This is a genomic window from Deltaproteobacteria bacterium GWC2_55_46 (assembly GCA_001595385.3).
Taxonomy (GTDB): domain Bacteria; phylum Desulfobacterota; class GWC2-55-46; order GWC2-55-46; family GWC2-55-46; genus UBA5799.
Genome location: LVEI03000001.1, coordinates 243058 through 268635, shown reverse-complemented (window position 1 = coordinate 268635; position 25578 = coordinate 243058). Strand labels below are relative to the sequence as shown.

General features: G+C 55.4%; 22 protein-coding genes and 1 tRNA gene. 2 read left to right on the top strand and 21 right to left on the bottom strand.

What is annotated here, in order from left to right; genetic code table 11:
- Window positions 1-19 precede the first annotated feature (19 nt).
- Window positions 20-2239, bottom strand: a complete 2220-nt coding sequence (locus A2V21_301270; GenBank protein OIJ73006.1) for an isocitrate dehydrogenase (NADP(+)) — start codon at window positions 2237-2239, stop codon at window positions 20-22.
- 191 nt (window positions 2240-2430) lie between these two features.
- On the opposite strand from A2V21_301270, the gene A2V21_301265 reads away from it, so the two are divergent.
- Window positions 2431-2616 carry a hypothetical protein gene (locus A2V21_301265; protein ID OIJ73005.1) on the top strand — a complete coding sequence of 62 codons (186 nt, stop codon included), beginning with the start codon at window positions 2431-2433 and terminating at the stop codon, window positions 2614-2616.
- 7 nt (window positions 2617-2623) lie between these two features.
- On the opposite strand, the gene A2V21_301260 is transcribed toward A2V21_301265, so the two are convergent.
- The 13 genes from A2V21_301260 to A2V21_301200 form a co-directional block, all read right to left on the bottom strand.
- Window positions 2624-3109, bottom strand: coding sequence for an HIT family hydrolase (locus A2V21_301260; protein OIJ73004.1), 486 nt, complete (start codon window positions 3107-3109; stop codon window positions 2624-2626).
- Entirely contained in the window at window positions 3109-3393 is a 285-nt protein-coding gene (locus A2V21_301255) for an integration host factor subunit beta (GenBank protein OIJ73003.1), read from the bottom strand. Before A2V21_301255 ends, A2V21_301260 begins: the two co-directional genes overlap by 1 nt.
- A 21-nt stretch (window positions 3394-3414) precedes the next feature.
- Entirely contained in the window at window positions 3415-4293 is an 879-nt protein-coding gene (locus A2V21_301250; GenBank protein OIJ73002.1) for a hypothetical protein, read from the bottom strand.
- The gene (locus A2V21_301245; protein OIJ73001.1) at window positions 4294-5919 is read right to left on the bottom strand and encodes a 30S ribosomal protein S1; all 1626 of its coding nucleotides are present in this window, start codon (window positions 5917-5919) and stop codon (window positions 4294-4296) included.
- Window positions 5920-5988: 69 nt separating this feature from the next.
- The gene (locus A2V21_301240; GenBank protein OIJ73000.1) at window positions 5989-6834 is read right to left on the bottom strand and encodes a 4-hydroxy-3-methylbut-2-enyl diphosphate reductase; all 846 of its coding nucleotides are present in this window, start codon (window positions 6832-6834) and stop codon (window positions 5989-5991) included.
- Entirely contained in the window at window positions 6815-7498 is a 684-nt protein-coding gene (locus A2V21_301235) for a cytidylate kinase (GenBank protein ID OIJ72999.1), read from the bottom strand. Before A2V21_301235 ends, A2V21_301240 begins: the two co-directional genes overlap by 20 nt.
- Window positions 7495-8745 carry a 3-phosphoshikimate 1-carboxyvinyltransferase gene (locus tag A2V21_301230; GenBank protein OIJ74999.1) on the bottom strand — a complete coding sequence of 417 codons (1251 nt, stop codon included), beginning with the start codon at window positions 8743-8745 and terminating at the stop codon, window positions 7495-7497. The genes A2V21_301235 and A2V21_301230 overlap by 4 nt, the downstream gene beginning before the upstream one ends.
- Before the next feature lie 79 nt (window positions 8746-8824).
- Window positions 8825-9706 carry a prephenate dehydrogenase gene (locus A2V21_301225; GenBank protein OIJ72998.1) on the bottom strand — a complete coding sequence of 294 codons (882 nt, stop codon included), beginning with the start codon at window positions 9704-9706 and terminating at the stop codon, window positions 8825-8827.
- Between the two features lie 77 nt (window positions 9707-9783).
- Window positions 9784-10797, bottom strand: a complete 1014-nt coding sequence (locus A2V21_301220) for a 3-deoxy-7-phosphoheptulonate synthase (protein OIJ72997.1) — start codon at window positions 10795-10797, stop codon at window positions 9784-9786.
- 32 nt (window positions 10798-10829) lie between these two features.
- Entirely contained in the window at window positions 10830-11924 is a 1095-nt protein-coding gene (locus A2V21_301215; GenBank protein OIJ72996.1) for a histidinol-phosphate transaminase, read from the bottom strand.
- A gap of 15 nt (window positions 11925-11939) precedes the next feature.
- Window positions 11940-13025, bottom strand: coding sequence for a chorismate mutase (locus A2V21_301210; GenBank protein OIJ72995.1), 1086 nt, complete (start codon window positions 13023-13025; stop codon window positions 11940-11942).
- A 70-nt stretch (window positions 13026-13095) separates the two neighbouring features.
- A complete protein-coding gene (locus A2V21_301205) occupies window positions 13096-14061 on the bottom strand; it encodes an acetyl-CoA carboxylase carboxyltransferase subunit alpha (GenBank protein OIJ72994.1) in 966 nt (321 codons plus the stop codon).
- 29 nt (window positions 14062-14090) lie between these two features.
- Window positions 14091-17564 (bottom strand): DNA polymerase III subunit alpha, encoded by a 3474-nt coding sequence (locus tag A2V21_301200; protein OIJ72993.1) that lies wholly within the window; start codon window positions 17562-17564, stop codon window positions 14091-14093.
- A 236-nt stretch (window positions 17565-17800) separates the two neighbouring features.
- Between A2V21_301200 and A2V21_301195 the strand changes: the two genes are divergently transcribed.
- Entirely contained in the window at window positions 17801-18859 is a 1059-nt protein-coding gene (locus A2V21_301195) for an NAD-dependent epimerase (GenBank protein ID OIJ72992.1), read from the top strand.
- On the opposite strand, the gene A2V21_301190 is transcribed toward A2V21_301195, so the two are convergent.
- The 7 genes from A2V21_301190 to A2V21_301160 all read right to left on the bottom strand — a co-directional run bounded on the left by A2V21_301190 (window position 18856) and on the right by A2V21_301160 (window position 25517).
- Window positions 18856-19656, bottom strand: coding sequence for a hypothetical protein (locus A2V21_301190; GenBank protein ID OIJ72991.1), 801 nt, complete (start codon window positions 19654-19656; stop codon window positions 18856-18858). The two genes, A2V21_301195 and A2V21_301190, sit on opposite strands and share 4 nt — an antisense overlap.
- Before the next feature lie 8 nt (window positions 19657-19664).
- Window positions 19665-20519 carry a hypothetical protein gene (locus A2V21_301185; protein OIJ74998.1) on the bottom strand — a complete coding sequence of 285 codons (855 nt, stop codon included), beginning with the start codon at window positions 20517-20519 and terminating at the stop codon, window positions 19665-19667.
- Window positions 20520-20559: 40 nt separating this feature from the next.
- Window positions 20560-21876, bottom strand: a complete 1317-nt coding sequence (locus A2V21_301180; protein ID OIJ72990.1) for a hypothetical protein — start codon at window positions 21874-21876, stop codon at window positions 20560-20562.
- 395 nt (window positions 21877-22271) lie between these two features.
- A complete protein-coding gene (locus A2V21_301175; GenBank protein OIJ72989.1) occupies window positions 22272-22931 on the bottom strand; it encodes a hypothetical protein in 660 nt (219 codons plus the stop codon).
- A 9-nt stretch (window positions 22932-22940) separates the two neighbouring features.
- Window positions 22941-24920 (bottom strand): ferrous iron transport protein B, encoded by a 1980-nt coding sequence (locus tag A2V21_301170; GenBank protein ID OIJ72988.1) that lies wholly within the window; start codon window positions 24918-24920, stop codon window positions 22941-22943.
- A gap of 48 nt (window positions 24921-24968) precedes the next feature.
- A complete protein-coding gene (locus A2V21_301165) occupies window positions 24969-25400 on the bottom strand; it encodes a transcriptional repressor (GenBank protein ID OIJ72987.1) in 432 nt (143 codons plus the stop codon).
- 41 nt (window positions 25401-25441) lie between these two features.
- A tRNA-Gly gene (locus A2V21_301160) sits at window positions 25442-25517 on the bottom strand.
- Between the last annotated feature and the right edge of the window lie 61 nt (window positions 25518-25578).

Here is a 25578-nt window from a genome sequence, read left to right as displayed (position 1 = left end):
AAGGCGCGCCAAACTTTTATCAGATCGCGTCCACTATCGAGTTAAACGTCGCGCTTGGGCGCATGGCCTTTGAGGCCTTCGCGAAATCCGGCCTGTAGTAGCCGCCGATATCCTGCGGCTTGCCCTGCGCTCCGTTGAGCTCTCCCACTATCTTCGCCTCGTTCTCCGCAAGCCCTTTGGCCGCTTTCGAGAAACGGGCCTGAAGGTCCTTGTCGTTGCCCTGTTCGGCAAGCGCCTGGGCCCAGTAGAGCGTGAGATAGAAATGGCTTCCCCGGTTGTCAAGCTCGCCTACCTTGCGGGCCGGGGACTTGTTGTTGTCCAGTATCTTGCCTATCGCCTGGTCGAGCGTGTCGGCGAGTACCTGCGCCTTTTTGTTCTTCAACGTATTCGCCAGGTGCTCAAGCGATACACCGAGGGCGAGGAACTCGCCGAGTGAGTCCCACCTCAAATACCCTTCTTCAAGGAACTGCTGGACGTGCTTTGGGGCAGACCCGCCCGCGCCTGTTTCAAAAAGACCGCCGCCGTTCATGAGGGGCACGATGGAGAGCATCTTCGCGCTGGTCCCAAGCTCGAGGATCGGAAAGAGGTCGGTGAGGTAGTCTCTGAGCACGTTGCCGGTAACCGATATGGTGTCCTTGCCGGCCCTTATGCGCTCAAGGGAGAAGCTGGTGGCCTCTTCGGGGGTCATGATCCTTATATCGAGCCCTTTGGTATCGTGGTCCTTGAGGTAGCGCTCGGCCTTCTTTATAAGCTCAGCGTCGTGAGCCCTGTTCTTGTCGAGCCAGAAAATAGCTGGCGCGCCGGTGGCCCTTGCTCTCGAGACGGCAAGCTTCACCCAGTCCTGTATCGGCGCGTCTTTAGCCTGGCACATGCGGAAGATATCGCCCTCTTCCACCTTCTGCTCGATCAATACCTTGCCAGTTGCGTCGACGACCCTGACCGCTCCGTCACCCGGCACCTGGAAGGTCTTGTCGTGCGAGCCGTACTCTTCAGCCTTCTGCGCCATGAGGCCGACGTTCGGGACGCTGCCCATCGTCCGCGGGTCAAATGCGCCGTGTTTTTTACAATCGTTTATAACTTCCTTATAGACGCCAGCGTAGCACCTGTCGGGTATCGCCGCCTTGGTGTCGTGGAGCTTGCCGTCAGGCCCCCACATCCTCCCGGATTCACGGATCATGGCTGGCATCGAGGCGTCGACGATGACGTCGCTGGGGACATGCAGGTTGGTGATGCCCTTGTCTGAGTTCACCATGGCGACCTCAGGGCGCGTCTTGTAGCAGGCCTTGATGTCGGCCTCTATCGCGCCCCTGTGCGCCTCTGGGAGCTTCGCTATCTTGGCGTAGACGTCCCCGAGCCCGTTGTTCGGGTTCACTCCAAGCTCATTGAATACGGCGGCGTGCTTCTCGAAGACGTCCTTGAAGAAGACGGTAACGGCATGGCCGAACATGATGGGGTCCGAGACCTTCATCATCGTGCCCTTCAAGTGCAATGAAAAGAGCACGCCATTTTTCTTCGCGTCCTCGATCTGCTCTTCGAAGAACTTGCGGAGCGCCTTGCGGCTCATGACAGCGGCGTCTATGACCTCGCCGGCCTTAAGCGACGTCTTCTCCTTGAGGACCGTTGTCTTTCCGTCCTTGCCCGCGAACTCGATCCTTACGACCCCGGCCTGGTCTACGGTCACGGACTTTTCACTGCCGTAAAAATCCCCGCCCGTCATGTGCGCCACATGGGTCTTTGACTCAGGGGTCCAAGCGCCCATCTTGTGCGGGTTTTTCTTCGCGAAGTTCTTTACTGAGGCCGCCGCCCTGCGGTCCGAGTTCCCTTCCCTCAGCACCGGGTTTACGGCGCTCCCGAGGACCTTGCCGTACCTGGCCTTTATTTCCTTCTCAACGTCGTTTTTCGGGTCCTCAGGATAGTCCGGGACCTTATAACCCTTCTCCTGCAGCTCCTTGATAGCGGCCTTCAACTGCGGGATGGACGCGCTGATATTGGGTAGCTTGATTATGTTGGCTTCCGGCTTGAGCGTGAGCTCACCGAGTTCCGCAAGCTCATCAGGGATCCTCTGCCCATCGGTGATGTTTTCCGGGAAGTTCGCTATGATCCTTCCAGACAAGGAGATATCCCTTGTCTCGACATCGATGCCTGCCGCCCCGGTGAACGCCTTGATGATGGGGAGAAGCGAGTAAGTCGCCAGCGCCGGCGCCTCATCGACCGCTGTATAGATAATCTTCATGGACATACAATTCTCCTGTCTGTTTTTTTCAACAAGCTAAGGGATTTGAGGTATGTTTTTTCATGAATTTGAGGCAATGAATTAACCAGATTTTCCGTGTTTTGTCAAATGTTTAAGTATGTCTGCGGCTTTCCTTCATCTGGCCAATGACGGATCTTCAAAAAGGCACAAAAAAACCGTCTGAGCCTGAAAATAGCATGGCATTTTTAAGCCTTGCTCTCTCTGCCCAGACGGTCGGCGATCATATTTCAGTAACCCCGCTCCCCGGTGGTATCCACCTTGATTCCGTCAGTTACGGGGGTTTGACCGGTCAAGGTCTATTTAAAATCGGGTGTAGTTTAGTACAGGGCGGCTTTTTTGTCAAGTCTCTTTTTGGCGGCTGAAAGGGCGTTAATCGCTCAGGCGTTCGAAGAACGGGAGGAGCAAAGAGAGGGTCTTCTGGAGGTGCTCTGGTATGACCTTTACGTCAGAGAGGACCGGCATGAAGTTGATATCCCCGTTCCATCTGGGTACTACGTGCATGTGCAGGTGGTCGTCTATCCCGGCGCCAGCCGCCTTTCCGACGTTCATCCCTATATTGAAGCCTCCGGGGTTCATGGCCTTGGTGAGGACCGACGTGCAGTGGCGTATCAGCCGGAACATATCTATGGACTCTTCCGGCGTAAGCTCTTCGACCTTCGCCACATGCCGGGAAGGTGCAACCATAAGATGGCCGCTGTTGTAGGGAAACTTGTTAAGTACGACAACGGAGACCGAACCGTTAAAAAGGACGAGCCCTTCTCCTGGCCTGGCGGCCGTGGCCTTGCAGAATACGCAGCCGGCTTCCTTTTCGGCGTGTATGTACTCAGAACGCCAGGGGGCCCACATCTGTCTCATTACTTGCCGGTGTTGATCCTTTCCCTGATCTCCTTGCCGGCCTTGAAGAAGGGGACCTTCTTCGCGTCGATGAAGATGTTCTCACCCGACTTGGGGTTCCTGCCCTGCCTGCCGTCCCGCTCCTTGATCTTGAAGCTGCCGAAACCGCGTATCTCCACCTTGTCGCCCGTTGACATGCTCTGGGCCATTGACTCGAAGAGGGTGTCGACTATTATCTCGACGTCCTTCCTCGAGAAGTTTGTGACCTTTGCGGCCACAGCCTCTATCAGCTCACTCTTGGTCATGACTGCTTCTTTGCCTCCTTTTTACCTGGCTGGATTTGGCATTAGATACATCAACCGAAGGCCGGAGAAAAGCTCGGCAAGTGAATCGACCGAGGTGCCCCCGAACATGGCCTTCCAGAAGCTTATCCTGCTTTTGCCGGTATATATAACTACAGGCTCGCCCTCTATACCGGCAAGCCTGGCGCTCAACGTTATCGCGTCGGAAAGGCTCCCGAGCTCGTCCACAAGCCCCTGCTCCTTTGCCTGCATGCCGGTGAATATCCTGCCGTCGGCTATCTTTTCCACCTCTTCGGTCTTAAGACGCCTGCCCTCGGCTACCGCTTTTATGAACTGCCTGTTGACGTCATCTATGGCGGCCTGGATAAGCGCCCGTTCCTCGGCCTCCATCTCGCGCAAAGGCGAGCCCACGTCCTTGTACTTGCCGCTTTTTATGACGTAGCCCTTAAGCCCGATCTTCCCGAGAAGCTCCTGTGCGTTGAAAAATTCCATGATGACGCCTATCGAACCGGTTATTGTGCCGGGGTTCGCTACTATCTTCTCGGCTGCCACAGCGGCGTAGTAGCCGCCAGAGGCGGCAACGGTGCCCATTGAGGCGACCACGGTCTTCTTCTCCCTGAGCTTCTCGACTTCCCGGTGTATCTCCTGGGACGGCCCAACGGCCCCTCCAGGGGAATCGATCCTCAGGACTACAGCCTTGACGTCATCGCGCGCGGCAAGGTCCTGCAGCTCCTGATTGACATCGGCCGGGTCCGTGATGACGCCCTGAAGTTCGACGACAGCGACCTTTTCGCCCGTTATCTCGCTGTCCATGAAGACGCCTACCACGACAGAGAGGGCGATTATCGCTATGAAGACCACCCCGAACGCGGCCAGGAGGTTTCTTAAAACCTCTCTTCTCATTTAGTGCGTACCTTCGCCCTCTGCGCCTGTGTGGCTTTTGATCTCCCTTACAGAGAGGCCGATCTTGTTGTCATCTGGGTCGACGTTCAACACCTCTACCTCGACGATATCGCCTTCTTTTATATCAGCCCCGCGTTTTTTGCCGCGGGAGAGCTCCGAGACATGCACCAGCCCTTCAAGGCCCTCTTCAAGCTCGACGAACGCGCCGAAATCGGCGACACTCGTTACGCGCCCCTGCACGGTCATGCCGGGCTTGTAGCGGTCTTCGACCCCCTGCCACGGGTTCTTCTCAAGGACCTTCGTGGAAAGCGAGAACCTCCTGTTCGCGCCCTCGATGTTCAATACGATCGCCTCGACCTCCTGCCCCTTCTTGAAAAGCTCCGAGGGGTGCTTCACCTTTTTCCATGAAAGGTCGGAGATGTGCACAAGGCCGTCTATGCCCTCCTCTATGCCGATGAAGACGCCGAAGTCGGTTATGTTCTTGACGACCCCTTTTATCTTCGTCCCCTTCGGATAGCGCCTCTCGGCCTCTTCCCATGGGTTGGCCTCGATCTGCTTCATGCCAAGAGATATCCTCTTGCTCGCCGGGTCGATGTCGAGCACCTCTACCTCGACCGCATCCCCTACCTTTACCTTCTGGGAAGGGTGCTTAAGCTTGGTCCAGGACATCTCGGATATGTGGACCAGGCCTTCAAGCCCGGGCTCTATCTCGACGAACGCGCCGTAGTCGGTTATATTGACCACAGTCCCGCGGGTCCTCTGGCCGAGGGCGTGCTTCTCCCCGACTTTAAGCCACGGGTCTTCCATCGTCTGCTTGAACCCGAGGGATATCTTGTTCTCTTCCTTGTTGAACTTCAATATCATGACCTTCACCTGGTCGCCTATCTTGAGTACCTGTGAAGGGTGGGTTACCTTGCCCCAGGAAAGGTCAGTAAGATGCACGAGGCCGTCGATGCCGCCGAGGTCGATGAACGCGCCGTAATCGGTGATGTTTTTGACCATCCCCTCGACTATGGTCCCCTCATGGATGGTCTCGATGGTGGTCTTCCTCATGACCTCCCTCTCCTCTTCGAGGATGACCCTCCTTGAGACGATGACATTGTTCTTGCGCCTGTTGTATTTGAGCACCCTGAACTGGAAGCTCTGGCCGATGAGCTTATCCGGGTTCCTCACGGGCTTGAGGTCCACCTGAGAGCCCGGCAGGAAGGCGGTTATGTTTTCGATCTCAACGTAAAATCCGCCTTTTATCCTCTCGGAGATGATGCCCTGGACCGCAACACCCTTATCATGAGATTCTATTATCTTGTCCCAGACCTTGAGCTGGTCGGCCTTTGCCTTCGAAAGACGCACAAAGCCATGCTCATCCTCGCGCCTTTCGATAAGGACGGCTATCTCGTCCCCTACCTTGACGGTAGGATTCCCGTCCTTGTCAAGGAACTCGCGCAAAGGGACGTGCCCTTCGGACTTGTACCCTATATCTATCATCACCGAGTCCTGGGTGATCTGGACGACCCTGCCCTTGGTGATATCCCCTTCCTGCATCTCCTTTATGCGGCTTTCGAAAAGCTCCTCGAAATCCGATTTGGGCGCATCACCTGCGCGGGACTTTTCCTCTCTCCCTATCATTAATCGCCAGTCCTCCCCATTCTTATTCTTTGAAGAAAAACCATATCATAGAGCGTTTCAAAGCGCAAATCATTTCGTAGCAAACTCACCTATTTGACTCACTACCTCCTCTATGAGCCACTCAGGGGTGGACGCCCCTGAAGTAACTCCAACCCGCCGGGCCCCGGAAAACCAGGCATGGTCCAATTCCGCCGCAACCTCAATATGATAGGTCATCGGCTGTATGGCAAGACAGACCTCGGCGAGCCTTCTCGTGTTGGCGCTGTTCTTGCCGCCGACCACTATCATCACATCGACCTTCCTCGCCATCTCAGCGCTTTCGGTCTGCCTGGTAGACGTAGCGTTACAAATCGTATTGAATACCTTTAACTCAGAGGCCTTATGTAAACAAAAACTGACAATATCCTCAAGCTTTTCCATTGGAATAGTAGTCTGCGCGACGATGCCCAGCCTGGCTACCCTCGGCATATCCACGAGTTCGGCTATGCTTCCAGCCACCAAAACCTTCTTGCTCCCGTAGCTTATGAGCCCCTTGACCTCAGGGTGGTCCTTCTCGCCGACAACGACGACCTCGTAGCCATCTTCGGTAAGCTGAGAGACGAGGTCCTGCGCCTTTTTCACGAACGGGCAGGTCGCGTCGACGATATTAAGCCCCTTCTCCCTTGCTTCCCTGTACTCCTCGGATTTCACACCGTGGGACCTTATGATGACGGTCCCCGCGTCTATCTCAGAGAGGCTTTTTTTGACGAAGACATTAGATTCCTCAAGCCTCTTTACGACCTGAGGGTTATGGATAATGGGGCCGAGGGTATAGATGCCATCGCCTTTTTCCTCTGAGGCGCATTTGTCGGCCATGTTTATGGCCCTCTTGACACCGAAACAGAAGCCCGATGATTTAGCTACGATGATCTCCAACGCTCAACCTTTCCCTGACCGCTTTAAGTACTTTATCTATTACAGCGTCTATCCCTATAGCGGCCGTGTCTATCCTTATCGCGTCATCCGCCATCTTAAGAGGCGACAGCTCGCGCGAGCTGTCCCGCCTGTCGCGCTCCTCTATTTCGCTGCTCACTTCTACGCTTTCATGCACGCCCTTTTCGACAAGCTCAAGGTGGCGCCTGCCGGCCCTGACATCATGAGGGGCATCGAGGAAAATCTTTACGTCGGCGTCAGGGAATACCACCGTGCCAATGTCCCTGCCTTCCATTACGACATTCCCGGCTTCAGCGAGCTTTCTCTGATAGGCGACAAGGAACTCCCTCACCGACCCCTTTGTCGACACCTTTGAGGCAAGCTCAGCGGCCTGCTGACTCCTCAGCCTGCCGGTATAGTCTATGCCGTCCACCGAGACGGAGCCGGTTTCAACGTCGTACCGGAAATCGACCCCGGCGCAAAACTCCTCAAGGACTACATCGCTTTTGAGGTCGACCCACGATTCCTTGGCGGCAAGGGCAATAGCCCTGTACATCGACCCGGTGTTTATGTACCTGAAGCCGAGCTTTCGAGCGACCCCCCTGCTTACGGTAGTCTTGCCTACGCCGCTCGGCCCGTCTATCGCTATTACAGGCCCTCTTTTCATTGCACCCTTATCTTCCCGAGGAGGCCGAAGAAACCGGGGAAGGAGACGTCAACGCTCCCTGCCCCTTCTATCTCTATGCCTGCCTCTGTCCTCAAAGCCGCCATGGCCATGGCCATCGCTATCCTGTGATCGCCGTGGCTCCTGATGGTCCCACCCTTTACAGGCCTCCCGCAGGTACCCTCTATGATTATGCCGTCTTCCGTCTCTGTGTTCCTGACGCCTATGGCCCCGAGGCACTCTGAGATGACCGCTATCCTGTCGCTCTCTTTTACCCTCAGCTCCTTAGCGCCGCTGATCCTTGTCGTGCCATCGGCAAAGGCGGCGGCAACGCATATGATGGGGAACTCGTCGATCGCAGGGAGCAGATCCGGTCCGCCGATTTCGATCCCTTTCAGGCGCGAGCCCCGCACAAAGATATCCCCCACAGGCTCGCCAGATGACTCGCGAGCGTTTTTGACCTCGACCATGCCTCCCATCTTTTTGAGGATATCTACAATACCGACCCTGGTGGGGTTTATGCCGACATCCCTTATGAGGAGATCCGATCCTTCAGTCAACGCCGCGCCGGCCATGAAAAAAGCGGCCGAGGAGATGTCCCCGGGTACAATTATTTTACACCCGGCAAGCCTGTTTGTCGACCTGACTGAAATAGAATTGCCGGAGACGCTTAAATTCGCCCCGAAGAGCTTGAGCATCCTCTCGGTATGGTCCCTGCTCTTCTCCGGCTCCTCTATTACGGTTTCGCCGTCAGCCGAAAGCGCGGCCAGAAGGAGCGCGGATTTCAACTGCGCGCTCGCAACAGGCGTCCTGTATGTGATGCCCTTGAGCTTCCTTCCCGATATGGCGATAGGAAGAAGGCTTCCGTCCTTTCTGCCTGTTATTGCCGCGCCCATCTTGATAAGAGGCTCTACCACCCTCTTCATCGGCCTTTTACGGAGCGACTCGTCCCCCGTTATGGCCGAGAAAAACGGCATGCCCGAGAGGAGCCCGGTCAGAAGCCTTGTAGTGGTGCCTGAGTTGCCGGCGTTTATGACGTCATCGGGCTCTTTTAAGCCATGAAGCCCCTTCCCGTTTATCCTTACCCTGTCCCCGTCTCTTTCTATATCGACCCCCATGAGAGTGAAGGCCGCAATAGTAGACAGATTGTCCTCGCCTTCGAGGAAGCCAGAGACCTCTGTCGTCTCTTCGGCTATCGAGCCGAATATGACCGAACGGTGCGAGATGGACTTGTCCCCGGGAACGGTCATCTCGCCCTTCAGGCATTTTGCAGGGGTAGCCTTCTCCTTGCCGGAGAATATGTCTTTCGCCTTGGTCAATCCCACTCTTTCACCCGCGACCCTTTAAAAGAGAGTCCCTTATGCCCTTTGCCATCCCGAACTCCTGCCTGAGACCCGGCTGGTCGCCTTTTTCTATCAGCTCTTTCAAGGCGGCAAGCCGCCTCTGAAAGCCTTCTATGGTCTTGAGTATGGGCTCCCGGTTCATGGCGCAGATATCCGCCCACATCTCCGGGGAGCTTGAGGCGATCCTGGTGAAGTCCTTGAAACCGCCTGCAGAGTAGCTTATTACGTCCTCGCCCGCGGCCTCGGTCTGTGCTACGGCGTTCACGAGTGTATAGGCTATCATGTGCGGCAGGTGGCTTACGGCTGCGAGTATCATATCATGCACAGAGGCGTCCATCTCCACGACCGTAGAGCCAGCCTCCTCCCAAATACCTTTTACGGCCTTAAGCGCCGCCGGATCGGTCTTTGCGGTAGGAGTGAGTATGCACTTCCTCTCGATAAACAGCTCAGGGAAAGAGGCTTCGACGCCGGAGTTCTCTGTTCCAGCTATCGGGTGTCCAGGCACGAAATGCGCCCCGGCCGGCATAACAGGCCCGACAGCTTCTATCACAGAGGCCTTGACGCTCCCCACATCCGTCACGATGCAGCCTGGCTTCAGGTTCGGGGCGGCCTGCCTTATTGTATCGGCTATCTTGAGTACCGGCACCGCCACTACGACAAGGTCCGCGTCCTTTACGCCATCGGCTATATCCCTGGTGAACGAATCGATGACGCCAAGCCTTTTAGCGGCCTCAAGATTAGGCAGCCCCCTGCCTATACCGGTAATCTCAGAGGCGAGACCCTTGCGCCTCAAGACGAGGGCGAGCGAGCCTCCTATGAGCCCCACCCCTATGATGGCAACCTTTTTGAAATGCAAAGACTCTATCATCTGACCTTACATGAGCTTGTCGGATTTTTTAATAAAACGGACGGAGGCAAGGGCCGTCCGGCCCTTGCCATAAGGCCTCAGAGCGTCCTGCCCACGGCGGCCGCGACCTTACGGAGGTCATCCATCAGGCTGGCGAATTTGCTGGGTTTGAGCGACTGGGCGCCGTCGCAGAGCGCGTTCTCAGGGTCTGGATGGACCTCTATCATAAGCCCGTCTGCTCCTACCGCCAGGGCGGCCTTGGCGAGCGGGGCCACAAGGTTCCATCTGCCCGCGCTGTGGCTGGGGTCGATGAATATAGGGAGGTGCGTCTCTTCCTTAAGTACCGGTACCGCGCTAAGATCAAGCGTATTTCTGGTGGCGGTCTCGAATGTCCTTATGCCGCGCTCGCATAGTATTATATCGGAGTTGCCCTGCGAGGCTATGTACTCGGCTGACATGAGGAACTCCTTAATGGTCGCTGAAAGGCCCCTTTTGAGGAGCACAGGCTTCCTGGCCTTCCCTACTTCCATCAGGAGCCTGAAGTTCTGCATGTTCCTCGCGCCTATCTGGACGATATCGACGTATTCGCAGATAAGCTCGGTGTCCCTCGGGTCCATTAGCTCGCTTATTATCGGAAGTCCGGTCTCCTTCTTGGCCTCGGCAAGGAGCTTGAGGCCGTCCTCGCCGAGCCCCTGGAAATCATAGGGCGACGTCCTGGGCTTGAAGGCCCCGCCCCTCAATATCCTCGCCCCGGCGGCCTGTACCTGCCTCGCGCAGCTGACAAGAGACGCCTTGCTCTCCACGCTGCACGGGCCGGCTATGACCTGTAGCTCGGTGTCGCCTATCTTTACACCGTTTACGTCTATTACAGTCCCTTCCTTACGGAACTCGCGGCTTACAAGCTTGTAGGGCTTGAGGATCGGCATCACGCTCTCGACACCCGGCAGGGCCTCGAGCGATATCGATGCCAGGAGCTCTTCATCCCCAATGGCTCCTATTATCGTCCTCTCCTTGCCCTTTGAGATGTGGACAGCGAGCCCCACCGCCTTTATCTTTTCCACCACGTGCTCGATGGTCTCCGGCGTGGCGTCCCTTTTAAGAACTATTATCATAAAATCTCCCCCCGTCCTGTTATGCACTTTATCTAAAGCACGACTTCCATGAAGGCTTCCAGAAACCTCTTGTTCTCTTCCGGCAGCCCTACCGTGACACGTATGTATTCGGGCATGTTGTAGCTGGCCATGGGCCGGACGATAACGCCCTTTCTCAAAAGCGCGTCGTAGACCCCCTTGCCGTCACCCACTCTTACGAGGAAGAAGTTCGCCTCGGTGTCAACGCACTCGAAGCCGAGTTTCGAGAGCTCCCCGAAGAGATAGGCAAGGCCTACCGCGTTATTCTGCCTGGTCCTCTCAAGATGTTCGACGTCGTCAAGGGCAGCTATGGCCGCTGCCTGGGCAAGGCTATTGACGTTAAACGGCTGGCGCACCCTGTTCATGTAATCCATTAGCTCGGGATGGGCTACCCCGTAGCCGATCCTCAAGCCGGCAAGCCCGTATATCTTGGAGAAGGTCCTGAGCATCACAACGGGCCTTCCCTCTTTTATATAAGAAAGCGTGTCAGGGAAGTCCTTGCTCCGTACGAACTCGTAATAGGCCTCATCAACGCATACTATGACGTTCTCCGGGACCTTTTCCATGAAATCCGAGAACTCCGCCCCTGTGACCATCGTCCCTGTAGGGTTATTCGGGTTGGCGATGAAGACGAGCCTCGTATTCCTGTTTATGGAAGAGGCCATGGCCTTGAGGTCGTGCGTCATGTTCTTTAACGGCACGAGCCTGGATATGCCGCCAACGGCCTTTACGGCGATCGGGTAGACCGCGAAGGAAGGGTCACCCATTATCGCCTCGTCTCCGGGCTTGAGATATGCCCTGATAAGAAGCTCGATTATCTCATTCGACCCGTTGCCGAAGGTTATCATCTCGTGCGTGGCCCCGAGTATCGCCGAGAGCTTCTCCTTCAGGTAATAGCAGGAGCCGTCAGGGTACCTGTGGAGCCCGCCAAGGGCCTTTGAGACGGCCTCAACGGCCTTCTTCGACGGGCCGAGCGGGTTCTCATTCGAGGCGAGCTTTATTGAGCCCTTTATCCCAAGCTCCCTTTCAAGCTCCTCGATGGGCTTTCCGGGCGGATAGGGCACAAGAGAACTGATATTGTCTGAGACAGGGATATTGAGTTTGCGCATAGTCAACATTTAAGTTCAAGCCTGCTGTGATTTGGAATATGAGCCGAGTATCTTTAAAAAAGAGCATGATTTTTCAAGCTCTGATATGGCTTCCCTCACCGGTTCGTCGTTTATGTGGCCGTCAAGGTCGAGGAAGAAGACGTATTCCCAGGCCTTGGTCTTAAGCGGCCTCGATTCAATCTTCGAAAGGTTCAATCCCCGCGAGGCGAAAGGCTTGAGCATGGAATAGAGGGCGCCCGGGGCGTCCTTTATCGCGAACATGAGCGATGTCTTGTCCCTGCCGGTCTTGCCGGCGATGTTCTTGCTTATGACGAGAAAGCGGGTGAAGTTGTTCGAGTTGTCCTCGATGTTCTTCTCTATGACGCGCAGATCGTAGAGGTTTGCTGCCGCTATAGACGCTATGGCGGCGGTCGATGAGTCCTCAGCCGCCATCTGCGCCGCTAAAGCGGTAGACGATACGTCGAAGACGAGCGCGTTCGGCAGGTTCCCCTTTACCCAGTTCTTGCATTGCGCCAGGGCGTGCGGGTGCGAGCAGACCTTGGCTATGTCGGTGATCTTCCCGGTCTTGTTAAGGAGAGCGAGTGAGATCTCGAGCATCACCTCGGAGTAGATCTTGAGGTCCGAGCGCACGAACATGTCGAGGGTGTGGCTTACAACGCCTTCGGTAGAATTCTCGATAGGGACGACGCCGAAGTCCGCCCTGCCCTTTTCCACGTCGTCGAAGACATCGGCTATGTCCTTTTTCGGCAGAAATTCGCCGGAGAGGCCAAAGTGCTGCATGCAGGCCTGATGCGTAAAGGTGGCGACCGGGCCGAGGAAGGCTATGCGGAGCGGTTTTTCAAGAGAGAGCGATGCGCTCATTATCTCCCTGAAGACGTTCTTCAATGCCTGGTTCGGCAAAGGGCCGGGGTTTCTATCCATGAGCCTTTTAAGGACCTCCTGCTCCCTTTCAGGCACATAGAAATCCTTGTTTTCCTTCGCCTTTATCTTGCCTACCTCAAGTACGAGACCGGCCCGCTTGTTTAAAAGCTCCAGTATCTCGAGGTCTATCGAGTCTATCTGGTTCCTGAGGTCGGTTATGTTGTTCCTGGTAGTCGGCATATGCCTTTGAAATTCCTGAGTTTTAAAAGAACAGGGTAATGTATCCCCTTAAAAAAATCAAATATTTTATTTATCTTTTAGGCTCGGCAAAGACCCCCATCGCGCGGAACTTCCTGTAGCGAGCCTCGACAAGCTCAGCGGTCTCCAAGGCGTTCAATTCCTTGAGCTGGGCTGAAAGGGTGGCTTTAAGGTTCTTGTAGGCTGTCTGCGGCTCCCTGTGGGCGCCGCCAAGAGGCTCTTTCACTATCTTATCGATGACGCCCATTTTAAGCATCTCACCAGCGTCTATCTTCAATGCCTTTGCCGCAAGGTCTGCCTTGCTCCCGTCCTTCCAGAGTATCGCGGCGCAGCCCTCTGGTGAGATGACCGAATATGTTGAGTACTCCATCATGTTGACCCTGTCGGCAACACCTATGGCAAGCGCCCCACCGCTGCCGCCCTCGCCTATGACCGTTGCTATGACAGGCACCTTGAGCCTCGACATGACCATGAGGTTCGTGGCTATCGCCTCCGACTGCCCCCTCTCCTCGGCGCCTACCCCGGGGTACGCGCCAGGCGTGTCTATGAACGTAAAGACAGGTATGTAGGACCTTTCGGCAAGCTCGAAGAGGCGCAATGCCTTCCTGTATCCTTCCGGATGCGGCATGCCGAAGTTGCGATGGACCTTCTCCTTGGTATTCCTTCCCTTCTGCTGGCCGAGGACCATGACAGGGGTCCCTTCGAGCCTGGCGAGCCCGCCGACGATCGCCGGGTCGTCCTTGAAGGCCCTGTCTCCGTGGAGTTCCATAAACTCCTCAAATACGTTCTGGATATAGTCCAGCGTATACGGCCTGTCCGGGTGCCTCGCCACAAGGGTTATCTGCTGGGGCGTAAGCTTCCCGTATATTTCCTTTAATAGCCCCCTGGCCTTCTTTTCAAGCTTCGCGATCTCTTCGGAAGACCTCACGTTGCCCGTTGCCTCGTAGGCGCGAAGCTCCTCGATTTTTTTTTCTATTTCCTCTACCGGTTTCTCGAATTCGAGCCAGTGCCTGTACATGTCATGTCCCTTTAAAAGGAATTGCCCTACTATATAATTTCAACCTGAGCGCCGTCTATAAGTTCCTTTATCCTCGCCACAGCGCTTTCCTGAGGGCTCATCTTGAGCGATTCATTTACCCCTATTATCACACTGCCATTGTCAGGATAGACCAGGTGTACTATCACCGTCGAGGTTCCGGGGTGCTCCTGAATGACCTTCTTAAGTTCCATGAGCTTTTCCGCGGTAAGCCCGTCCACAGGGGCGTGGATATGGGTATTCCTCGACTTGAGCTGTTGCCCGCCGGCCTCTTCTATCGGGACCATGCCGGTAGCTATGAGCTTTACCTCGTCCTCTTCCTTGTCAAGCCTGCCTGACACTATGAGTGGAGAACCGCTTGAGATAACGTCCCGCACCTTTTTATAGAGGTCCGAGAATATGACCGCCTCGACAGAGCCCGTGAGGTCTTCAATCCTCGCGAAGGCCATGCGGTCGCCCTTCTTGGTGGTTATCTCCTTGAGCTCCGCTATGATGCCGCCTATCGTGACCTCGTCCTCGTTCTTCTTCTCGGACAATGAATCGATGGCCGTGGCATAGAGCGCAAGCTCGCGCTTGTAGCCGGAAAGGGGGTGGGCTGAAAAATAAAACCCCAGCGTCTCTTTCTCGTAGGCAAGGAGCTCCTTGTTCTCCCACTCGATCACCCTGGGGACGTTTATCGACGGCTTGACCGCCTCTCCGCCGCCGCCACCGCCGAAGGCGTCAAAGAGCGAGGACTGGCCAAGCTCCCTGTCCCTCTGCATGGACTGGGCGGCCTCCACTGTGGGGTCGAGCTCAGCCATGAGCTGCGCCCTTTTCTCCTTCGTGAAATCAAACGCCCCGCACCTTATGAGGCTCTCGATGACCTTCTTGTTCACCTTGCGTGAATCGACCCTTGAAAGGAAATCGAGCATGGAGGTGAACTTCCCGTCCTGCCTGACCCTGAGCATCTCGTCTATCGCCGCCTCTCCGACGTTTTTGACGGCGGCCAGGCCGAACCGGATGCGCTTTCCGGAGACGGTAAATTCCATCGAGCTTTCGTTCAGGTCAGGCGGGTCTACGCCTATTCCAAGCTCCTTGCACTCGTTTATGTATTTTACGACCTGGTCTGTGTTGCCCATGTCGGCGCCCAGAAGCGCGGCCATGAATTCTGCGGTGTAATGGGCCTTTAGATACGCGGTCTGAAAGGCTATGAGGGCGTATGCCGCGCTGTGGCTCTTGTTGAAGCCGTAGCCGGCGAACTTGGCCATGAGGTCGTAAATCTTCTCGGCCTTTTTCTGGTCGATGTTCTTCTTCTTGCTCCCTTCGAGGAACCTGGTCCTCTGTACGAGCATCTCCTCAGGGAGCTTTTTTCCCATCGCCTTCCTGAGGACGTCGGCGTCTCCGGGGGTGTACCCGGCGAGCACCTTGGCGATCTCCATGACCTGCTCCTGGTAGACCATGACGCCGTAGGTGTTCTCAAGGATGCCCTTTAGCTCTGGCACCTCGTAGGTGATGACGGTCTTCTTGTGCTTCCTGTTGATGAAGTCGTCGACCATGCCGCTCTGCAAAGGGCCTGGCCTGTAGAGCGCGACGGCGGCTATGAGGTCCTCGAAGGTCGTGGGCTTGAGTTTGCGCAGGAGCTCCTTCATCCCGGAGCTTTCAAGCTGGAATACGCCGTTCGATTCACCGCTCGCAATGAGGCTATACGTCTTTTCATCGGCGAGAGGCAACGCCTCGATATCAAGGTCAACGTCTCTGTTCGATCTTACGAACTTAACCGTCTTGTCGATGACGGTCAGGGTCTTGAGGCCCAGGAAGTCGAACTTCACGAGCCCGATCTTCTCGACGTCCTTCATCGTGTACTGGGTCGTGATCGAATCTTCCTTCTGCTGCTTATAAAGGGGCAGGTACTCTTCAAGCGGCCTGTTTGAGATGACCACGCCCGCCGCGTGCGTCGAGGCGTGGCGCGGGAGGCCTTCGAGGGCTACCGCCGTATCCAGGAGCTCCCGCACCTTCGGATCCTTGTCGTAAAGCTCCTTGAGCCGGGCCTCCTGCTCAATGGCCTCCTTTATGGTAATATTCAGGGTATTTGGGACGAGCTTGGCGATCTTATCGACGTCGCCGTAAGGCATATCGAGCGCCCTGCCCACGTCCCGTATGCAGGCCTTGGCCTTCATCTGGCCGAAGGTTATTATCTGGCTGACCTTGTCAGCCCCGTATTTCCGGGTTACGTACTTTATTACCTCGTCCCTCTTCTCGAAGCAGAAGTCGATGTCGATATCAGGCAGAGATATCCTGTCCGGGTTAAGGAACCTCTCGAAAAGGAGGTTGTACCTTATGGGGTCGATGTTGGTGATGCCGAGCGAATAGGCAACCAGGCTACCGGCGGCAGAGCCCCTGCCAGGGCCGACAGGGATATCTACGCTCCTGGCGTAGTCTATGAAGTCCGTGACTATGAGGAAGTAGCCGGGGAAGCCCATCCCCTTTATGACCTTCAGCTCCTTTTCAAGCCTGTCGTAGTACTGCCACTTGAGCGCCTCGACGTCTGCTCCTGCCTTGCGCATCGTCGCAAGCCTCTTCTCAAGCCCTTCCCGTGCCTTGGCGTCTATTATCGAATCGAGCGTTTCACCCTCCGGGACCGGGTATTCGGGCAGGAAGTTCTTGCCCAGGCTAAGCTCGAAGTTGCACCTCTCGGCTATCTCTATGGTGTTCGCTATCGCCTCAGGGGTGTCTTTGAAGGCCTCTACCATCTCTTCAGGGGACTTGACGTAGAACTCGTCCGTTGAAAAGCGCATGCGGTTGGCCGCGTTCACGGTCGTGCCGGTCTGTATGCAAAGGAGCACGTCGTGGACTCGCGAGTCCTCTTTCTTCAGGTAATGGCAGTCGTTCGTGGCGACAAGCGGGATGTCGAGCTTTTTGCCGAGTTGTACAAGCTCTTTATTGACGCGCTCCTGCTCCTCTATGCCGTTATGCTGTATCTCGAGATAGAAGCGCCTCCCGCCGAAGATCGCCTTGTACTCAGAAGCCGTATTCTCAGCAGCCTCCCTCTGGCCGATGCTTAAGTTATAGGCCACCTCGCCGTGCAGGCACGCGCTCAAGGCTATAAGCCCTTCGTTATATTCCTTCAGTATCTCCTTATCAACCCTCGGTTTATAGTAGAAGCCCTCTGTATAGGCCCGTGTCAGGAGCTTGCAGAGGTTCTGATATCCCTTGAGGTTTTTGACAAGCAGGACCAGGTGAAAGGCGTACTCGCCTTTGATCGCCGTCTTTTCGGTGCGCGCGCCCGGCGCGACATATAGCTCGCAGCCGATTATTGGCTTTACGCCCTTCTGCATGGCCTTCTGATAGAACTCGACAGCCCCGAAGAGGTTGCCGTGGTCTGTTACGGCGACAGCCGGCATCCTGTACTCTTTCGCGAGCGCTATCAGGGCCTCCGGCCTTATCGCGCCGTCAAGGAGGCTGTACTGGGAATGCAGGTGGAGGTGGACGAAATTCGAGTGGTGCATAGGGGGGAAAGGTTACCATATTCCAAGGGTTTTGTGTATTTTAAAATTGCTGTAGAGCTCTTGAACGACCGAAGACCCGAGCCCCCTGAAATACTCATTCCCGACTATCAGCGCAATTGCGCACCGGATAACTTCTGTTATGCTTTTCTTATAGGTTCTTTCAGAAAATATCCTTGCCACGGCTCTTTCGCAGACGGATTCCCGTTAAAAGCGCCTGCCTTCCACGAAAGGACATAATGAGGAAACTTCTCGTTACAGGCTCAAGCGGACTCATCGGTGGCGAGGTGGTCGAGCGCTTCTCTATTCTTGGGTGGAAGGTCGCCGGCATCGACAACAACATGAGGGCGCGTTTTTTCGGCAAACACGGGGATACGCGCTGGAACCAGCGAAGGCTTCAGGAAAAGCATAAGGACTTCGTCCATCTTGAGGTAGATATAAGGGACCGGGAGCGCGTTTTTGCCGAGGTCAAAGCCCTTAAACCCGACGCCATAGTACACGCCGCGGCACAGCCGAGCCATGACCTTGCGGCCTCCATGCCTTTTGAGGACTTCGACACCAACGCCGGAGGGACTATCAACCTCCTTGAAGCCGCGAGGCGGTACTGCCCTGAGGCCCCCTTCGTCCACCTTTCCACCAACAAGGTCTACGGAGACGCGCCTAACGAGCTGGCCTTGAAGGAGAGCGAGACAAGGTACGACTACGCCGATGATACATACGCGCGCGGCATCACGGAGGATATGAGGATAGACCGGTCCAAGCATTCTCTTTTCGGCGCGTCAAAGGTAGCCGCCGATGTGATGGCGCAGGAGTACGGCAGGTACTTCGGTATGCCGACGGCATGCCTCCGGGGCGGATGCCTTACCGGCCCAAACCATTCAGGGGTAGAGCTACACGGCTTTTTAAGCTATCTCATAAGGTGCAACCTTGATAGAAAGACCTACAAGGTATACGGCTACAAGGGAAAGCAGGTCAGGGACAACATACACTCATATGACGTCACAGGCTTCATCCAAAGGTTCATAGATTCACCGAGGCGGGCCGAGGTCTACAACCTGGGAGGCGGAAGGGGGAACTCCATTTCCATTATCGAGGCCTTCACGCTTATCGAATCGATATCAGGGATACCGATGAGTTGGGAGTATGTCGAGGCCAACCGGTCAGGCGACCACATCTGCTACATATCCGATATCTCAAAGGCGAGCTCGCATTATCCAGGCTGGGAAATAACGAAAGACCTTGCCGCTATCTTTACCGAGATATACGAGTCGTGGGCAAGGCGCGGGCGAAGGGCTTAAGAACGGAGCTTGCGTGATGTCGCGTATTTAAAAACAAGGAGCATGAAAAAGGTCAGGCTTAGCGAGGCCACTATCAACGGCGCCGTCGGGAGGTCATAGAGGTAAGACATCCCAAGACCGAATACGCTTGAGGCCGCGCCGATCAGCCAGCCTGAAAGAAGCGTTTTTTTGAGGTCTCTTGTAAATAGCTTCCCTATGAGGACCGGGATCACCAGGAAAGAGAAGACCTGGAGTATGCCGGCCATCTGGACAGATTTGACCAGTACAAAGGCGAAGCTTAAAAAGAAGATGAATTCCCAGAATATCCCGCCCTTATCTTCGAAAGAGAGCCCCAGGAACCTTTTCCTGAATATAAAATGGAATAGCCCTATCACCGAGTAGAGCGCAAAGGTCTTTAGAAGCTCGCCAGTGGTCACCCATAGTATGCTGCCGTTCATGATGGCCTTGAAATCCTCCAACCCGTGAGGCGTCATGTCGAGGACAAGTATGCTCGCTGAGAGCGAGAAGATATAAAGGACCCCTATGAAGGCCTCGATATTGACGAACCTCGAGATCAGTCTTGAAAAAGAGAGTATGAAGGCCCCCAGCACCGCGAAACCCACTGAAAAAAGGAGCCTCGTCCCTTCGTCATCCCCAAGAAAAAAAGAGAAGGCTATGCCGAGGCCTATGAACTGGGCAAGCGAAAGGTCGACGAAGATTATCCCCCTCTGGAGGATGTGCACACCGAAGTACGCGTGCGCCAATATGAGCAAGACGCACGCGAGGAATGGGTATAAAAGGATGCTGAGGGCTTCCATCTCTTCTCCTATTTAAGCGATTCCACGACCATGTCCATAAGCGTAAACCAGTCGCCTATGCCCTCCTGGCAGCCGATCTCGTGAGGTACCACTATCGCCTTAACGCCTGTCTTGGTTGACAGGAACACTACCTCTTTCTTGCCGTTATAAGAGGTAGTGAGGATGGCGTCAGGCCTGTCTTTCGCTATCATCTCAGCAAGCCTTGCCATGTGCCCCGAAGAAGGCGGGATCCCCGGCTTTGGCTCTATATAGCCTGTTATCCTGAAGCCCAGGTCGTTTGCAAGGTATTCGAAGTATTTGTGGAAGGAGATGAACCGCTTGCCGCTGAGCTTCCCCTCCCATTCTTTTTTTTTGGCTTCGAGCGTCCTGTTAAACGAGGCGAGGTTTGCCCTGTAGAAGCCGGCATTGCCGCTATCAAGCCTCGCAAGGGTATCGGTCAGGCCTTGAGCTACGCTGGCCATGTTTGATGGCGAAAGATGGTAGTGCGGATTGCCGAAGGGATGGACGTCCCCCATGCTCCTGTCGATGTCGGTATGGGGGCGCTCTATGGCGTTTATATACTTCGAGCAGTCGAGGTTCCCGTTTTCTCCGGCCTGTATCCTTGGGTTCCTTGAGGAATTGATTATCAGCGGCAGATATCCGACCTCAAGGTCAAGGCCGTTGTAGACCAGGATGTCGGCCCTGCTCGCGGCAAGCACCATGCTCGGCTTTGCCTCGACAAAATGCGCGTCCTGGTTAGGCTTGACCAGAACCGTGACGCTTACCTTGTCTTTTCCTATCTCTTTCGCCATGCCGCCTATCCAGGGAAGTGTCGCCACTATATTAACGCCTGCCCTGGCAGGGGCCGCTAACGCGAAGAGCATGATTATTGTAAAGAGTATCTTCTTAGACATCACAGCCTCCTTAGAAGGAATGGGCCGCGTGGGCCCCGTACATGAACTCGACCCCGAGCCATACCGAATGAGCTTCCTTATCGTTTAAATGGTCTGCCCTGTCGTAGTTATACTGAGCTCTGAAGCGTGAGAACTCGGTCGGCATCCATGTTACCAGGGGAGATATACGCCTCCGGTCGTCCCGGAAGGGGTCGCTAGCGCGCCCGCCTACGCTCTCGCCGCTACCCGTAGCATACTCATAGCGAAGCCCGGCGGCCCATCCCGGCTTGAAGCCGTATATCAATTGCGTGTAAAGGCCCCAGTCCTTGAGGGTCTCTTCCGAGAGGTCGATGATATCTGAAGGGTCTGAATCGTCATAGAATGACGCCGCCTTGTAGTCCCTCTTCATCACCTCTGTCTCCCATACGAGGAACGGCCAACCCCTCACGCCGCCCTCCGGACGCCACTTTACTACAAGGTCGGCCCCGTAGATAAGGGTCTCGCCTTGAGCGCCGGTTGCGTTAGGCCCGTAAAGCGCGGACAAGCCCATAGACGCCGTTACCTCATCCGACAGGTCAAGGGAGTTATCAAGGCGGAGCAGGTAGGCCAGGTCTTTAAGCGTCTTTACGCCGCGGTCCACAAAAGGCCTCCCGCCAATGGCGCGCTCGCCAAAAAATTCATCGCTTGCGAGAAAGCTCGCCATGGTCTCGCCGTTTGCGTTCTGGACGCCGAAATGAAGCTCTGAGAACCAGGGTAGCGGCATAAGCCATCCCAGCCTGAACCCCGGCCCCCTCATCCCGTCAGGGCCGAAGAGCCTGGTATTGATGACCGGCTGGTCCTGCCAGTGCCATTGGTGCGGGTGCCTCGGGTTAATGCGGCCGAACTCGGTAAAGAAATGGCCTGCCTCAAGCTGGAGGCCGTAAGGCAAGGAGATGGTGGTCATGAAGACCTCTTCAAGCTCGACCACCGTCTCTCCCTCAAGAGGGTCGAGAAAATAGATTATATGGGCCTCTCCCATGAGGTATGGATCTATAGCGCCTGAAAGAGAAAGCTCTATGTTCTGCACTGTAAAGCCCCTTTTTCGCGGGTCGTGGCCGCCGCCCTGGAGGGACTGCAACGACTCATCATCTTCAGTAGAGCCGCCGACCGCGATAAGAGCGTCCATGGAGAGGTCGATGAGACGGAGTTTCCCGCCTCCGCCACCGTTCTTCTCAGCCTTGAGCCTGTCTATAAGCTCCTGCTGTGATTTAAGGGTTTTCTCGATATCTTTCAGCCTTGATCCGAGATCATCAGCAAAAGCCGGGAAAGCGAAAAAAAATACAAAAAGAATAGAGAGCAGGTAACTCAACTTGAGCCTCCTTGAAAATAGAAGTCAGGCGCAGGAAATCGGAATAAAAGACCTGTGCGATGGCAGAGCGGCCTTTTTTCGCTAAAGTCTGCGGAAGATGGTTTTATCTGGCTGGGGTGTGAAGACGAGGCGGCGCCCTGACCTGTTTGCCTGCCTGAATGAACGCGGGTATATATACGGGAGATGAGACGAATAAAAAGAATACGAGGGATATTACAGGCGCCCATGAAGCACCGGCGGTCTTTACAGACTGATGGTGGGCCGCGACAACGCAGACAGCGCAGTCATCATGGAGATGCCCGTCCTCATGGTGATGGAAGCCAAGCCCGATGCCAACGACAAGAAAGAGGGCGGCTAAAAATATGACAAACTGTCTTCTCATTGGTATTAAAAAACTACTCTATCTTCCTAACGTATATCTCTTTTATTATCTCGGGGTCGAGCGCCAGCGTGGTCTCTCCGAGCTGAATGACAAAGGCCGGCCTCTTCTGGTGGACCCTGACGTTGCTCCCAGGCACAATGCCGAGCGAGCCGAGCTTGTCGAGCCTCATATGCGAGTTCGAGGCTATGAATATTATCCTGCCCGTCTCTCCCACTTCAAGCACGTTCAATTGCTGGACTATGGGCTTTAGCTCGTCCTTGGCCCTCTTGCAGCAAGCGCCTTTCGGGATGGGCAGTCCGTGCGGGCACGTGGGCGGATGTCCGAGGAGCGTGCATATGGAATCCGTTACCTCAGGAGAGAGCGTGTGCTCGAAAGAGCAGGCGTTCTTCTCGAGGTTCTCGTCGGTCATCGCGAGCACCTCTGTAAGGAGCCTTTCAGCCAGCCTGTGGCGGCGTATGGCCCCCTCGGCGAGCTTCTCGCCCTCAGAGGTAAGCGTGATGGAGTCACCGTAAATCGTCACAAGGCCGCCGCTGACCATCCTCTCAAGGGTGTTTAAATCGGCCTCTTCCGCGACCTCGTCTATCCCAAGGAGCTCTTTTATCGAACTGCTCCCCAACTCCCTCTGGGACCAGATAAACTCCATGACCTCGTCTACGGCCTTATCCTTCGTCATAAAAACCCCCTACCTTAACGTAACACCAAAGTATCTCAAGGCGAAGTTCACGACCGCGCCTACGAATATGGCGAACGGGAATATGAAAAGAGACATCCAGAACGCGGCCTTAAGGCCCCTCTCCTTCACTATCATCAGCAAATTCGCGATGCACGGCACGAAAAGCGTCATGGTGACGAGGCTTACGACGACCTGCACCGGGTCGAGCAGGCCGTCCATCTGAAGGGAAAGAAGGCCAGCCGCCCCGTAGTCCCGCCTTAAAAAGCCGACTATGAAGGCCTGTGTCGCTTCTGCCGGAAGGCCTAAAAGGGTCACTATGACCGGAGAGGCGGCCTTTTGGAGCGCGCCGATGGCATTGGCCTTGTCGAGCGTGAAAAGGACGAGGGTGCCTACTATAAAAAGAGGCACCGCCTCTTTAAGATACCACTCGACCCTCACAAGCGTCTTTAGCACCATGTTGGACAGCTGCGGCATCCTCATCGGCGGTATCTCGAGTATAAAATCGGACGACTGGCCGGGGAGCACCTTTGAGGCCAGGAGCCCGACCAGGAAAAGCACCATGAGCACTATGCCGGCCCAGAGGACCGTAGCGGCAAAGGATATAGACCCGAGCATGCCGAGTATGACGCCTATCTGCGCCGAACAGGGTACCCCCAGGGCAAGGAGCAGCGTGACTATCACCCTCTCCTTCCTCGATTCGAGTATCCTGGTCGTCATGGTGGCCATGGTGTCGCAGCCAAGTCCCAGCACCATCGGGAGGACGGCCTTGCCGTTCAGGCCCATCATCTTGAATACCCTGTCTACCATGACGGCAAGCCTCGGGAGATACCCCGAGTCCTCGAGGAAGCTGAAGAATATGAAGAAGAAGCTTACGATTGGAAGGATTATGGCGATGGCGTATGTGAAGGCCATCGTCACGATGCCGTACTCCCCGACGATGATATCGTACAAGAAGCTCCCCGGCGCGAAGGCGTAGCCGACCACACGTTCGGCCCAGGGGTTGAGGTACTCGCCGAAGACGACCGATTCAAGAAAGTTAACGCTTACGCCGGCGCCGAGGACGCCAACGAACTCGTACATGAAAAGGAGGACCGCTATGAGTATGGGTATGCCCCAGAGCGGGTGCATGGTAACAGAGCCCAGGAAAGTAGCTATCTTGCCCTTGCCGAGGGTCTCCTGGCTCACTACCTTTGACACCAGCGAATCGACAACCCTGAGCCTGGTACGGTTTATGATGTAGCCTACAGGCTCAGGGAACCTTGCCTGGACAGAGGCGCGCGCGTACTCTATTGTTTTAAGCCCTTCGGGGCTGAACGACCTGGAGAGCCACGGCTTAAGGGTCGTGTCGCCGGAGATGAGCATTATGGCTACCGACCTTGCAGAGATGCGGCAGCCCGGGATAAGGGGCTCGATCTTCCTTATCCCGTCTTCTATGGCCTCATGGTACCGGACGAGGGAGGCTGAAGGGATATCACGGTTATAAAAGGCTGCCTCGAGCTTGTCAAGGTTCCACCTCTGGGTGGCAATCGTTGGTATTACCTTGAGGCCCAGAACAGACGCGAGCCCCGCCATGTCGATCTTGATGCCCCTTTCCCCGGCCTCATCGTACATGTTGAGGGCGAGGGTCACCGGCAGCCCCATCTCTATAAGCTGGAGGGTAATAAGGAGGCTCCTTCTCAAGTTCTTGGAGTCCATGACCTGGAGCGCGCAGTCTACGTCCCCGGTCATGAGTATATCCCTTGTGACCCTCTCGTCCTCTGACATCGGCACGAGGCTGTTTACGCCGGGGCTGTCGATTATGCCGAGCCTTTTCTCGCCGAAGCGGGCCTGCCCGCGGGAGATCTCAACTGAGGTGCCGGGGTAATTGGAGACTGTGGCGTACCTGCCGGTGAGCGCGCCGAATATGACGCTTTTGCCCACGTTCGGGTTGCCCACGAGCACCAAAGACCCGCCTGCGGCGGCTTCGCTCTTATTTCCGTGTCCGTGCATGCCTTTAGATGATAATAACTTTCATTTTCAATGATAATCCAAAAATAATCAGCCGCAGTCAGGGCAGTAGCCGTAAAGCTCGAGCTTGTGGTTAATGACGGTAAACCCGAGCTTCTTGGCGGCTTCCATCTGCAGCTGTTCTATCTTCTGGTTGTGGAATTCGGCTATCTTCGAGCACTTTATGCAGATGATATGGTCGTGATGTCCGTCAGCAGGGAGGTTCTCGTACCTGGTCTGCCCGTCACCGAACTGCCTGGCTATCGCCAGGCCGCACTCGGTCAGGAGCTTCATGGTCCTGTAGACGGTGGCGTAGCCGATATTCGGGGTCTTTCTCCTCACCCTTTTGAGGAGCTCATCGAGGCTTATGTGTGTTGTGGTCCTGAAGAAGGTATCTGCGATGAAGTCGCGCTGAGAGGTCGATTTAAGCCCCTTCGCGTCGATGTAGGACTTGAGCGCGCCCATTTTGTTTACTGGCTGCATGGCCGGACCTTGCGTAAATGGACTTGGGTGTGCAAAAGAAATGGAGCGGGAGACGGGTCTCGAACCCGCGACCTCAACCTTGGCAAGGTTGCGCTCTACCAACTGAGCTACTCCCGCGGAGGTGTTTCTCTATTTTAAGTTATTTGATCGGGAGGACCTGAAAGGCATTAATAATGCC